This is a genomic window from Shumkonia mesophila, from assembly GCF_026163695.1.
GTDB lineage: Bacteria > Pseudomonadota > Alphaproteobacteria > Rhodospirillales > Shumkoniaceae > Shumkonia > Shumkonia mesophila.
Window position 1 is genome coordinate 172036 of the sequence record NZ_JAOTID010000010.1, and the last position, 12696, is coordinate 184731.

Genomic DNA, 12696 nt, shown 5'->3' on the forward strand with positions numbered 1-12696 from the left:
TCGACGCCGGACGGCCGGCGTGACAATCTGCCGCCCATCGCCTTCCCGGAGACCTTCCCTTGGGTACCATCGCCAACGCGCTCATTCCGCTGGTCATCCTGCTGGCGGCCGGCCAAGTCCTGCGGCGCAGCGGGTTCCTGGAAGCCGGCTTCTGGTCGTCGGCCGAAAAGCTCGCCTATTACCTGCTGATGCCGCTCCTGCTGGTGCGCACCATCGGGCGCAGCGACGTCGGCGGCCTGGCCTGGGGCGAGATGGTGGGCGCCGTCTATGGCGCCATCCTGGCCGCCGCCGCGGTTCTCGTCGCCCTGCATCTGCTCCGCGGCCGGCCGCAGCCGCGCACCTTCACCTCGATCTTCCAGGGCGGCGTGCGCTACAACGCCTACATCGCGCTGGCGCTGGCCGAAAGCCTGTACCAGGGCGAGGGCATCGCCATGGGCGCGCTCATTTCCGGCTTCATGATCATCATCATCAACATCCTTTGCGTCACCGTGCTGGCGCTGTCGGCCGGCAACGGGCGGGTGTCGGCGCTTTCGGTGCTTGCCGACCTGGCCAGGAACCCGCTGATCCTGGGGTGCGTGGGCGGCGGGCTGCTCAACGCCTCGGGCGTGACGTTGCCGGTGTGGGCCGACGATTCGCTCTCGCTGATGGGGCGCATGGCGCTGCCGATCGCGCTGCTGTGCGTCGGCGCCTCGCTGGACCTGTCGCGCCTGAAGGGCGACGTCGGTCCCTCGCTGATCGCCAGCGCCACGCAGTTCGTCGTCAAGCCGGGGGTGGCCTGGGGCCTGTGCCTGGGACTCGGGCTGCCGGCCATGACGACGACGGTGATCGTGCTGTTCATGGCGGTGCCGACGGCGCCCTCGGCCTATATCCTGGCCCGGCGCATGGGCGGCGATTACGAGGCCATGGCCTCGATCATCGCCTTCCAGACGGTGGCCGGCTTCGCCACCATGCCACTGACCTTGTTCGCCTTGGGCGTGTAGGGGCGGCCCCTAGCGGGCGCGGACATCAAGCGGGCACATTTCGTTGTTTGGCCGGGGGGCGTGTGCTAGATTTCGCCGCGCCCGATTCCCATAGCGCACCGGCCCTCGCGGGCCGTTGCGTTTTCGTGGTCACAGCAAGCCCGAGTGATGCCTTTGACGACTTCACCAACTCCGACGCCCCAGCACGACATATCGCCCGTCACCGTCGAAGACGAGATGCGACGCTCATACCTCGATTACGCGATGAGCGTGATCGTGGCGCGCGCGCTTCCCGACGTCCGCGACGGGCTGAAGCCGGTTCACCGGCGCATCATCTACGCCATGAACGAGAGCGGCTACGACTTCAACAAGCCGTTCCGCAAGTCGGCCCGCATCGTCGGCGACGTCATGGGCAAATACCACCCGCACGGCGATTCGGCGATCTACGACGCCATGGTCCGCATGGCGCAGGATTTCTCGCTGCGCCTGCCCCTGATCCAGGGCCAGGGCAACTTCGGCTCGATGGACGGCGATCCGGCGGCGGCCATGCGCTACACCGAGGCCCGCATGGCCCGGGCGGCGCACGCGCTGATCGACGACATCGACAAGGAAACCGTCGATTTCCAGCCGAACTACGACGAATCCACCTCCGAGCCCAAGGTGCTGCCGGCCCGCTTCCCCAACCTGCTGGTCAACGGGGCGGGCGGCATCGCCGTCGGCATGGCGACCAACATCCCGCCGCACAACCTGGGCGAGGTGATCGACGCCTGCGGCGCCATCCTCGACAATCCCGCCATCTCCATCGACGAGTTGATCGAGACCTGCATCCCGGGCCCGGATTTCCCGACCGGCGCCACCGTGCTGGGACGCAACGGCATCCGTTCGGCCTATCACACCGGGCGCGGCTCGGTGGTCATGCGCGGCCGCGCCGAGATCCAGGAGATCCGCAAGGACCGCTTCGCCATCATCGTCAGCGAAGTGCCCTACCAGGTGAACAAGGCGCGCATGGTCGAGATCATCGCCGAGTGCGTGCGCGACAAGCGGATCGAGGGGATTTCCGACCTGCGCGACGAATCCGACCGCCACGGCGTGCGCGTGGTGGTGGAGATCAAGCGCGACGCCGAGCCAGAGATCGTGCTCAACCAGCTCTACCGCTACACGCCGCTGCAGACCAGCTTCGGCGTCAACATGCTGGCGCTCAACGGCGGCAAGCCGGAGATGCTGAACCTCAAGCAGATCATCCAGGCTTTCCTGGAGTTCCGCGAGGAGGTCATCCGCCGGCGCACCATCTTCGAACTGGGCAAGGCGCGCGACCGCGCCCACATCTTCGTCGGCCTGGCCGTCGCCGTGGCCAACCTGGACGCCATCATCGCCCTGATCCGCGCCGCGCCCGATCCCAACACGGCGCGCGCCCAGTTGATGGAACGGCCCTGGCCGGCCGACGACGTCGAGCCCCTGATCGTGCTCATCGACGAGCCCGGCCGCAAGGTGGTGGACGGCGTCTACACGCTGTCCGAGGAGCAGGCCAAGGCCATCCTGGAGTTGCGCCTGCACCGCCTGACCGGGCTGGAGCGCGAAAAGATCCACGAGGATCTGTCCGAACTGGGCCGCCAGATCGAGCGCCACCTGGCGGTGCTGGCGTCGCGCGACATGCTGCTGGGCCTCCTGCGCAACGAACTGCTGGAGATGAAGGAGCAGTTCAGCACGCCGCGCCGCACCACCCTGATGGAAGACGAGTTCGAGGCCGACATCGAGGACCTGATCCAGCGCGAGGACATGGTGGTGACGGTCACCAACTCGGGCTACATCAAGCGGGTGCCGGTCGCCGCCTATCGGGCGCAGCGCCGCGGCGGCAAGGGCCGCACCGGCATGAGCATGCGCGAGGAGGATTTCGTCAGCCGCGTCTTCGTGGTCAACACCCACACCCCGGTGCTGTTCTTCTCGTCGGCCGGCATGGTCTACAAGCTCAAGGTCTACCGTCTGCCGCTGGGGGCGCCGCAGGCGCGCGGCAAGGCGATGGTCAACCTGCTGCCGCTGAAACCGGGCGAGATCATCACCACCATGCTGGCCCTGCCCGAGGACGAGAGCACCTGGGGCGATCTGTCCATCGGGCTGGCCACCGCCTCGGGCCACGTGCGCCGCAACAAGCTGTCGGATTTCGTCGACGTGCGCGCCAACGGCAAGATCGCCATGAAGATGGACGAGGGCGACCGCCTGGTCCGGGTGCGCACCTTCGCCGATGACGACGACATCCTGCTCAGTACCCGCCAGGGCAAGACCATCCGCTTCCCGGTCGCCGACGTGCGCGTCTTCTCGGGCCGCACCTCGATCGGCGTGCGCGGCATCAACCTCGACGACGACGACGCGGTGATCGGCATGTCGGCGCTGAAGCACATCGGCATCGACGTCGCCACCCGCGAGGACTATCTGCAGGCGGTCCACGCCAAGCGCCGCCTGACCGGCGGCGACTACACCGGGCGCGACGACGACCTGGCGCGCGACCAGGCCCTGGCCGCCCGCCTGGAGGAGCCGGTGTTCGCCGAGCTGGCGGAGCACGAGGAGTGCATCGTCACCATTACCGCCGACGGCCTGGGCAAGCGCACCTCGGCCTACGAGTACCGGATTTCCGGGCGCGGCGGCAAAGGCGTCACCGCCATGGACCTGCAACGCGGAGAAACCCGGACCGAGGTGGTCAACGCCTTCCCGGTGAAGGACACCGACCAGCTGGTACTGGTCGCCGAGGGCGGCCAGATCATCCGCGTGCCGGTCAACGGCATCAGCGTCGTCGGGCGGGCCAGCCGCGGCGTCAACGTGTTCAACGTCGGCGAGGGCGACCGTGTGGTGTCGGTGACGCGTCTGCGCGACGAAGGCGCCGGCATCGAGGACGACGGGACGCCGGCCGAGGACGAAACCAGCGACGATACCGAAACCGGCGCCGAAACGGGGAGCGGCGAGGCCAGCGACGAACCGGAGGGAACGCCCCAGCCATGAGCGAACCGCGTATCGGTGTCTACCCCGGCACCTTCGACCCCATCACCAACGGCCACCTCGACATCATCTCGCGGGCGACCCGCGTGCTCGACCGCCTGGTCATCGGCATCGCCGAGAACGCCGGCAAGGGGCCGCTGTTCACCATCGAGGAACGGGTGGCGATGGTCGAGGCCGAGGTGGCGGCGATGACCAACGGCGACGGCTCGCGCATCGAGGTTCGGCCGTTCAATACGCTGCTGATGAATTTCGTCATCGGGCAGGGGGCCACCCTGATCGTGCGCGGCCTGCGCGCCGTTTCCGACTTCGAGTTCGAGTTCCAGATGGCCGGCATGAACCGGCGCATGAACCCGATGATCGAGACGGTCTTCCTGATGGCCTCCGACCGCCACCAGCTGATCGCCTCGCGCCTGGTCAAGGAGGTCGCCGAACTGGGCGGCGACATCGGCCAGTTCGTGTCCCCGCGGGTCAAGCAGAAACTGGCCGAGAAGCTGGGTACCGGCGCCTGAGGCGGCCGCGCGAAAAGCATTGACCGGCCGGAGCGGGATTTCTATGTTCCGGCCAGTTCGTTTCCAGGGGCGCGTAGCTCAGGTGGTAGAGCACCTGACTTTTAATCAGGGAGTCGCAGGTTCGAGTCCTGCCGCGCCTACCAATTCACCGTTGTCGACTTCGCCTATGCAACCGGCCCTTGGGCCGGTTTTTCTCTGAGGGGCGCCGAACGGCGTGTTTTTCCCTATTGGGTCTTTATCTTCCTACGCGATATCAGGCGGAGTTTTTCTCCAAACGTGTTATACTCTCTTCGAGTTAACGCAAATGGAAAAACAGCAGCGGTGAACGCGGTGCGGCGTTGCGTGCGCGATGCGCGACGGACTGCCCGCCACCCGGGGTGCATGCCGCCGGTTTGATGTCTTCGGCGCCCCGGTGAACAGGGAGGTGCCACAGTGAAGAACTATCGGATCACCTTCTACCGGCATCTGATGAACAGGTCCGGCTACCCCTTCAAATCGAGCCTGTCGACGGTCACGGTCTCCGGGTCCGACCGCAACCAGGCGTTGTCGCAGGCGGTCCGTCGCTTCGAATTCGACTGGTCGCTGTACGAATGGTCGAACCTGGCCGACGAGTTCGAGATCGTCGAGGAGAAGGCGAAGCGCCCGGAAGCCTTGGTATGAAGCCGTTCCGGGCCGCGCCCGGACAACCCTAGGCGGGCTCGGCGCCCGCCCCGCAGCGAAGGGGCCGGACCTGCCGGCCATTTCCCGAGATTGTCCGCATGTCCGTCTTTTCCGACCCGGCGGGGCAGGCCGCCGTGGCCGGTTTCGTCGTGCGCCACGCCGCCCGGCAAAGAAATGGGTAACAGAGTGTTGCAGCCGGGAACGGCGATACAATCGGTTACAACATCGCCATTCAAAACGAAGGCCGGCAATGCATAATCCGCCCGTCGCGCAAAAACACGCGGGGGCCGATCCCCCCGTGCGGTCGGGAAACGGAGGATTTCGGTGGAGAGTGTGGCGTCATCGCCGCCTGCGGGCGACAGGGCCGGGGCGCGGCCGCAAAGGATGGGCGTCCTTCGCCGCACCGTCCGCATCGCCGCCATGGTCGGCCTGGCCGCCGCGATTTCCGCCTGCCAGACGACCGGCCTCGACAGCCGGCCGCCGGTGGCCTTGCCCGCCGCCTTCTCGGCGACCGGCACGGCGACGCCCCCCGACAAATGGTGGCGCGCCTTCGACGATCCGGTTCTCGACGACCTGGTCGAGGACGCACTGGCCGACAATCTTTCCATCCATAGTGCCTGGGCCCGCCTGGTGCAGGCCGAGGCCACCGCACGCAAGGCGGGAGCCAGCCTGCTGCCGAGCCTGGACGCCGAGGTCGGCCTGTCGGGCACGCGCCAGAAGGGGCAAAGCACCAGCTCCAACAGCAGCCGCCGGGTCATCAGTTCGACCAGCGACCTGTCGCTGGGCCTGAGCAGCAGCTACGAGGCCGACCTGTGGGGAGGGATCGCCTCGGCCCGCGATGCCGCCGGCCTCGACGCCAACGCCAGCGAGGAAGACCTGAAGACGGTGGCGATCACGTTGGCCTCGGACGTCACCAAGACCTGGTATCAGCTGATCGAGGCCTACGGCCAGATCGACCTGCTGCGGCGCCAACTCGCCACCGACGAGCAGGTCCTCGAAATCGTTACCCTGAAGTTCCGCCGGGGCCAGGTCACGGCCAGCGATGTGCTCCAGCAGCGCCAGCAGGTGGAATCGAAGCGCGGCGACCTTGCCATCGGCGAATCCGAATCCCGCGTGCTGGAGCACAAGCTGGCGATCCTGCTCGGCAAGGCGCCGGCCAGCCTGGAGATCCCGCAGATCAATGCCCTGGTGACCCCGCCGGACCTGCCGGGCACCGGCCTGCCGGCCGATCTGGTGCAGCGCCGTCCCGACCTTCGCCAGGCCTACTTCACGGTGCTGGCGGCGGATCGCCGCACCGCCGCCGCCATCGCCGATCGCTTCCCCAGCCTGACCCTGACCGCCCGCGTCGAGACGTCGGGCGAATATGTGCGCGACCTGTTCACCAACTGGCTGGGCTCGCTGGCGGCCGGCCTGGTGGCGCCGTTGTTCGATGCCGGCGAGCGGGCGGCCGAGGTCGAACGCACCCGCGCCGTCACCTCGGAAGCGCTCAACGATTACGGGACGGCGGTTCTGGAGGCGCTGGGCGAGGTCGAGGACGCGCTGGTCCAGGAGGCCAACCAGCGTCGCTACCTGACCAGCCTGGAGAGCCAGATCGAACTGGCCGACCAGGCGTTCCAGCGCATCCGCGACACCTACATCGGCGGCGCCGCCGATTACATCGAGGTTCTCAACGCCCTGCAGACCAGCCAGACCCTCGAGCGGACGTACCTGGAAGCGCAGCGTCAGCTGATCGAATACCGCGTCGACCTGTACCGGGCCCTGGGCGGCGGCTGGGAGATGAGCCGTCCCGAAGGCACCGGCGTCGCCGCCGAAACCGGCGAATCCGCCGATTTGCAACCCGTCGCCACGCAAGGGCGAAAAGGATGACACGCATGTCCACCGACACCCCGTCGACCCCGGTCAACCGGCAACCCGCCGCCCCCGACCCGCAACGGCCGCCCCACCGGTGGCGCCGGCTGATGGCCGCCGGCCTCAAGGTGGCGCTGCCGATCGCCCTGCTGGTCGGCGGCGGCGGCCTTGCCGTCGGCCTCATGGAGACCGGCCCGAAGGCGGCGCGCCAGGCGCCGACCCGCGAGGCCAAGCTGGTGGAGGTGACGCCGGTCCGCGTGGACCGCGCGACGGTGACGGTTCACGCCATGGGGACGGTCACGGCCGACCGCCAGGTCGATCTGCGCCCGCAGGTGGGCGGCCGGGTGAGCTGGGTCAGCGACGAGTTCATGCCGGGCGGCATCCTGGGAGCCGGCGACCCGCTGCTCAAAATCGATCCCAAGGATTTCGAGCTGGTGGTGCGCCAGAAGGCCGCCGCCCTGGCGACTGCCGAGAGCGACCTCAAGATCGAGCAGGGCCAGCAGTCGATCGCCAAGCGCGAATACGAACTGTTGGGCGAAACGATCAAGCCGGAGGACCGCGAGCTGGTGCTTCGCCAGCCGCAGCTGGCCACCGTCCAGGCCGCCGTCGATACCGCGAAATCGACCCTCGAACAGGCCAGGCTCGATCTGGCCCGCACCCACGTCACGGCACCGTTCAACGCCATCGTCCAGTCGCGCGACGTCAACCTGGGAACCCAGGTGTCGACGACGACCTCGCTGACCACGCTGGTCGGCACCGATGCCTACATGGTCGAAGTGGCGGTGCCGGTCGACCAGCTGAAATGGCTGCGCGTCCCGCAGAGGAACGGCGAGGCGGGATCGATCGTGCGCGTCTTCAACGAGGCCGCCTGGGGGGCCGAGGCGTACCGGTCGGGCCGCATCACCCGGCTGGCCAGCCAGCTCGAAAGCGAAGGGCGGATGGCGCAGCTTCTGGTCGCCGTGGACGACCCGCTGGCGCTTAAGGACGAGAACGCCGGCAAGCCGGTGCTTCTGATCGGCGCCTATGTGCGCACCGAGATCGAGGGCATCGAGGTCGGTCCGGTCGCCATCGTCGAGCGCAACCTGCTGCGTGACGGCAACAACGTGTGGCTCCTGGCGTCCGACGACACCCTGGAAATCCGCCCGGTCAGCCCGCTGTTCCGCGGTCGCGACACGGTACTGATCGACAAGGGGCTGGCGACCGGAGAGCGCATCGTCGCCACCGCCCTGGCGGCGCCGGTGCACGGCATGGCCCTGCGCGCCACGCCGCAGGCCGGCGGCACCCTGATCTCCCGCGCCGCCCCGGAAGGAACCTCGCGATGAACGTTCCCGGCGCCTCGCTGCTGCGCGGTCCCGTCGCCTGGATGGTCAACAACCGGGTGACGCCCAACCTGTTGATGCTGGTCCTGCTGCTGGGCGGCTTGTTCGTCGCCCTGCAGATCAAGCAGGAGGTTTTCCCCGAATTCGAGAGCGATACCGTCGAAATCACCGTTTCCTACCCGGGCGCCAGCCCGGAAGAGGTGGAGCGCGGCATCGTGCTGGCCGTCGAGGAGGCGGTGAGGGGAGAGGACGGGGTCAAGGAGGTTTCCTCGAAAGCCGCCGAGGACAAGGCGACGATCAGCGTCGAGCTTCTGGAGAACGCCGACAAGGAAAAAGCCTATCAGAACATCAAGCAGCAGGTGGACCGCATCACCACCCTGCCCGAGGATGCCGAACAGCCGAACGTGACCATGGCCGAGCACGTCCACGAGGTGGTGGCCGTTGAAATCTTCGGCGACGTCAGCGAATGGGCGCTTCGCGAAGTGGCCGAGCAGGTGAGGGACCGTCTGCTGGCGGACAAGGGGATCACCCAGGTCGATATGGTCGGAACCCGAGACTACGAGATCCATGTCGAAATCCCGCAGGCCAACCTGCGGGCCTATGGGCTGACGCTGGAGGGGATCGCCACCAAGATCGCCCGCACGGCGGTCGAGGTTCCCGGCGGCAGCGTCAAGACATCGGCCGGCGAGATCCTGTTGCGCGTCAAGGACCGCAAGGACTGGGCGCGGGATTTCGCCGACATCCCCGTCGTCACCACCACCGGCGGCGCGGTCCTGCGGCTGGCCGACATCGCCACCGTGCGCGACGATTTCACCGACAGCGATCAGATCGGCACCTACAACGGCAAGCGGGCCATCGGGCTGGACGTCAACCGCGTCGGCGACCAGACGCCGATCGGCGTTTCGGACGCCACCCGGCGGGTCCTCGCCGCGATCGAGGCCGACCTGCCGCAGGGCGTCGAGATCGTCGTCAACCGCGACCAGTCGGAAGTCTATCGCCAGCGCCTCGAACTGCTGCTGAAGAACGCCTTCATGGGGCTTGCCCTCGTCCTGGTGCTGCTGGGCATCTTCCTGGAAACCAAGCTGGCCTTCTGGGTGACCATGGGCATCCCCGTCTCGTTCCTGGGGTCGTTCCTGTTCCTCTATCCGGCCGGGGTCTCGATCAACATGATCTCGACCTTCGCCTTCATCATCGCGCTTGGCATCGTGGTCGACGACGCCATCGTCGCCGGCGAGAACATCTATGAACGCCGGCAGAGCGGCATGAGTTACCTCGAGGCCGCGGTCCTTGGCGTGCGCGAGGTGTCGAGCCCGATCGCCTTCAGCATCCTGACCAACGTCATCACCTTCATTCCACTTTACTTCGTCCCCGGCGTCATGGGCCGGGTGTTCAGCGTCATTCCGGTGGTGGTGGTGGCCGTTTTCCTGGTGTCGTGGTTCGAGGCGGTGTTCATCCTGCCCGCCCACCTGGCCCATTCGCGCCCGCACACCGGGCGCCTCGGCACCTTTATCCACCGCGGGCAGGCCGCCGCCGACCGGCAGTTGCAGCGCTTCATCCAGGGCCTGTACCGGCCGACGCTCGGCATCTGCATCGCCCACCGCTACACGGTGGCCGCCACCGCCGCCGTGTTGCTGGCCGTGGTCATCGCCTATGCGGCGAGCGGCCGCATGGGCCTGGTCCTGATGCCGCGCACCGAATCCGACCAGTCGGTGGTGACCGCGGTGCTGCCGTACGGCAGTCCGCTTGCCTCGACCACGGCGGTGCGCGACCGCCTGGTCGGCACCGCCCAGAAGGTGGCGGCGGAAAACGGCGGCGAGCGGTTGATCAAGGGAATCTTCGCGACCATCGACGAAAACGAAGTGACGGTGCGGGCCTACCTGACCGACCCGGAGGTGCGGCCATTGAGCACTACCCGCATGACCGAGGCTTGGCGGACCGCCACCGGCACCTTCATCGGGCTGGAATCGCTGAAATTCGAATCCGACCGCGGGGGGCCCGGATCGGGAGCGGCGCTGACCGTCGAACTGACGCATCGGGACATCACCACCCTGAACGCCGCCGCGGTGACCCTGGCCGGACGACTGGCGGAGTTCCCGCAGGCCAAGGACATCGACGACGGTTCGGCCGCCGGCAAGCAGCAACTGGATTTCAAGCTGCTGCCGGAAGGCCAGAGCCTGGGACTGACCGCCTATGAAGTGGCGCGCCAGGTGCGCGGCGCCTTCTACGGCATCGAGGCCTTGCGCCAGCAGCGCGGCCGCAACGAAGTCAAGGTGATGGTTCGCCTGCCCGAGAACGAAAGGGTCAGCGAATACGGCGTCGAGCAGTTGTTGATCCGCGCGCCGAGCGGCCGCGACGTGCCCCTCATGCAGGTCGCCGAGGTGTCGCGGGGCCGCGCCTACATGGCCATCGAGCGGCGCAATGGCCAGCGCACGGTGACGGTGGAGGCCGACGTCGTGCCGAACGATCAGACCTCGCGCATCCAGGCGACGCTGACGGCCGAGATCCTGCCGGCCCTGCAGGCCGAGTATCCCGGCCTTGGCTACAGCTTCGAGGGACACCAGGCGGAAATCAGCGACAGCATGCAAAGCCTGATCGCCAGCTTCATCGTCGCGCTGATGGGCGTCTATGCGCTGCTGGCCATACCGTTCCGCAGCTACATTCAGCCGCTGATCGTCATGACGGCGATCCCGCTGGGCATCGTCGGGGCGGTTCTCGGCCATCTGATCATGGGCTACGGCCTTTCCATCAACAGCCTGATGGGCGTCGTCGCCCTGTCGGGCGTCGTCATCAACGATGCCCTCGTCATGATCGATTTCGCCAACAGCCGGTGCCGCGAAGGCGCCTCGCCCCTCGAAGGTATCATGCAGGCCGGCATCCGCCGGTTCCGACCGATCATGCTGACGACGCTGACCACCTTCGGCGGCCTCGCCCCCATGATCTTCGAAACCTCGCGCCAGGCGCGCTTCATGATCCCGATGGCGCTTTCCCTGGGCTACGGCATCCTGTTCGCCACCCTCATCACTTTGCTCTTGGTGCCGTGCCTTTACCTCATCAACGAGGATGTCACCGCGCTGTTCCGCTCGAACCCGCTGCCGGCGCGGACGGCCGACGGCGAGGCGCAGGCCGCCCCGCCGAGGCCCTAGGAAGATCGCCAAGACCGTGGAAGCGTTCCGGCGAGAGTCCTATAATCATTCGGCAAATCGTGCTTTCCGAAGCCGAGGAGGGCGTCAGGGATGGGTCGGATTTCCGTTTCGCTGCTGGCCGGCGTGGCCCTGCTGGCTTGCGGGTGCTCGAACCTCAGCCAGGAAGAGATCGGGACGGCCTCCGGGGCGGCCATGGGCATCCTGGTCGGGTCGTTGTTCGGGGACGGCGCCGGCAAGGTGGTGGCCATGACGGTGGGCGGCGTCGTCGGCGGGCTGGCCGGCAAGTCGATCGGCCGCGACCTCGACGAAGCCGACCGGCAAAAAGCGCGAACCGCGGCCTTCCGCGCCGCCAACGCCGAGACCGCCGAGCGGGTGGTGTGGGCAAGCGACGAGAAGGCCGGGATCGGGGGCTATGCGGAACCGGCCGGCAAGGCGGAAACCGCCAACGGCGACCTCTGCAAGGACGTGCGCAGCGTCTATGTGCTGGACGGCAAGGAGCAGTCCGAGACATCGCGGTTCTGTTTCCGGAACGGTCGATGGGAAGACGGCTGAGCGCGCTCGTCCTGGCGGCGGCCGGGCTGTTTTTCGCCATCCCGGCCGGCGCCGCCGGCCTCGAGGTGGTGGACCGCGGGGCCGGACGCGTCATCCTGCTCGCCGGAACCATCCAGCGATCGGACGTGGCCGCCGTCACGGCGCTGCTGGAAAATCCAGCGCCGGTGCGCGAGGTACGCTTCGATTCCCGAGGCGGCAGCCTGGAGGCCGGCATCGAGATCGGCGAGACGATCCGGGCCCGCCGGCTGGCGACCCGTGTTACCGCCGGCTCCGTTTGCGCCAGCGCCTGCGTCTACGCTTTCCTGGGCGGCATGATCCGCGCGGTGGACGGCGGCGGCCGGATCGGCATTCACATGGCCTCGGCCGCCTTCAACGACGCCTATATCGAAGCCGTCAAGGGCGTGCTCAGGGATGCCGCCAGCGGCGGCGTGGACGACAAGGTGCGCACGATCATCCTCCTCAACGAGCAGTTTTCCGCCATCGCGGCCCGCCGTCAGGCCCGCTACCTGGTCCAGATGGGGGTGTCCCTTCGCCTGCTCGACCCGGTCTTCGATACCTCGCATCTCGACATCCACTGGCTGACGCCGTTCGAGCTCGGGGACTACAACGTCGTCAACTGAGGCCGCAGTCTGTTTCAGTCTGTAACAGGCTGGACACACACCGTTACCAATTTGCCATCCCTCGTCATCGTCCAGAAACCGGCGCGGCGTAGTCTGAC

9 protein-coding genes and 1 tRNA gene are annotated in these 12696 nt (G+C 67.5%); all 10 read left to right on the forward strand.

The annotated features are described in order from the left end of the window. Positions 1 to 59 precede the first annotated feature (59 nt). The 10 genes from ODR01_RS16760 (at position 60) to ODR01_RS16805 (ending at position 12598) form a co-directional block, all read left to right on the forward strand. On the forward strand, positions 60 to 980 hold the full coding sequence (locus tag ODR01_RS16760; RefSeq protein ID WP_316978834.1) for an AEC family transporter: 921 nt from the start codon (positions 60 to 62) through the stop codon (positions 978 to 980). 147 nt (positions 981 to 1127) lie between these two features. Continuing rightward, complete coding sequence (gyrA, locus tag ODR01_RS16765; RefSeq protein WP_316978835.1) at positions 1128 to 3950, forward strand: DNA gyrase subunit A; 2823 nt, start codon at positions 1128 to 1130, stop codon at positions 3948 to 3950. Continuing rightward, positions 3947 to 4456: a pantetheine-phosphate adenylyltransferase gene (gene coaD / locus ODR01_RS16770; RefSeq protein ID WP_316978836.1), complete on the forward strand. Its 510-nt coding sequence runs from the start codon at positions 3947 to 3949 to the stop codon at positions 4454 to 4456. Before gyrA ends, coaD begins: the two co-directional genes overlap by 4 nt. Positions 4457 to 4523: 67 nt before the next feature. Then, a tRNA-Lys gene (locus tag ODR01_RS16775) sits at positions 4524 to 4599 on the forward strand. Between the two features lie 289 nt (positions 4600 to 4888). Next, a complete protein-coding gene (locus ODR01_RS16780) occupies positions 4889 to 5116 on the forward strand; it encodes a hypothetical protein (protein ID WP_316978837.1) in 228 nt (75 codons plus the stop codon). A gap of 384 nt (positions 5117 to 5500) precedes the next feature. Then, complete coding sequence (locus tag ODR01_RS16785) at positions 5501 to 6982, forward strand: efflux transporter outer membrane subunit (protein WP_316978838.1); 1482 nt, start codon at positions 5501 to 5503, stop codon at positions 6980 to 6982. A 5-nt stretch (positions 6983 to 6987) separates the two neighbouring features. Then, a complete protein-coding gene (locus ODR01_RS16790; RefSeq protein WP_316978839.1) occupies positions 6988 to 8286 on the forward strand; it encodes an efflux RND transporter periplasmic adaptor subunit in 1299 nt (432 codons plus the stop codon). Beyond that, entirely contained in the window at positions 8283 to 11426 is a 3144-nt protein-coding gene (locus ODR01_RS16795) for an efflux RND transporter permease subunit (RefSeq protein ID WP_316978840.1), read from the forward strand. Before ODR01_RS16790 ends, ODR01_RS16795 begins: the two co-directional genes overlap by 4 nt. 90 nt (positions 11427 to 11516) lie before the next feature. Beyond that, entirely contained in the window at positions 11517 to 11978 is a 462-nt protein-coding gene (locus tag ODR01_RS16800) for a glycine zipper domain-containing protein (RefSeq protein WP_316978841.1), read from the forward strand. Beyond that, on the forward strand, positions 11963 to 12598 hold the full coding sequence (locus ODR01_RS16805; protein ID WP_316978842.1) for a COG3904 family protein: 636 nt from the start codon (positions 11963 to 11965) through the stop codon (positions 12596 to 12598). Before ODR01_RS16800 ends, ODR01_RS16805 begins: the two co-directional genes overlap by 16 nt. Positions 12599 to 12696: the final 98 nt, after the last annotated feature.

Bases quoted from the DNA above. Each gene is read 5' to 3' on its own strand.
- ODR01_RS16795 (WP_316978840.1), top strand. From the start codon at position 8,283: ATGAACGTTCCCGGCGCCTCGCTGCTGCGCGGTCCCGTCGCCTGGATG.
- ODR01_RS16790 (WP_316978839.1), top strand. From the start codon at position 6,988: ATGTCCACCGACACCCCGTCGACCCCGGTCAACCGGCAACCCGCCGCC.
- gyrA (WP_316978835.1), top strand. From the start codon at position 1,128: ATGCCTTTGACGACTTCACCAACTCCGACGCCCCAGCACGACATATCG.
- ODR01_RS16805 (WP_316978842.1), top strand. From the start codon at position 11,963: ATGGGAAGACGGCTGAGCGCGCTCGTCCTGGCGGCGGCCGGGCTGTTT.
- ODR01_RS16800 (WP_316978841.1), top strand. From the start codon at position 11,517: ATGGGTCGGATTTCCGTTTCGCTGCTGGCCGGCGTGGCCCTGCTGGCT.
- coaD (WP_316978836.1), top strand. From the start codon at position 3,947: ATGAGCGAACCGCGTATCGGTGTCTACCCCGGCACCTTCGACCCCATC.
- ODR01_RS16785 (WP_316978838.1), top strand. From the start codon at position 5,501: ATGGGCGTCCTTCGCCGCACCGTCCGCATCGCCGCCATGGTCGGCCTG.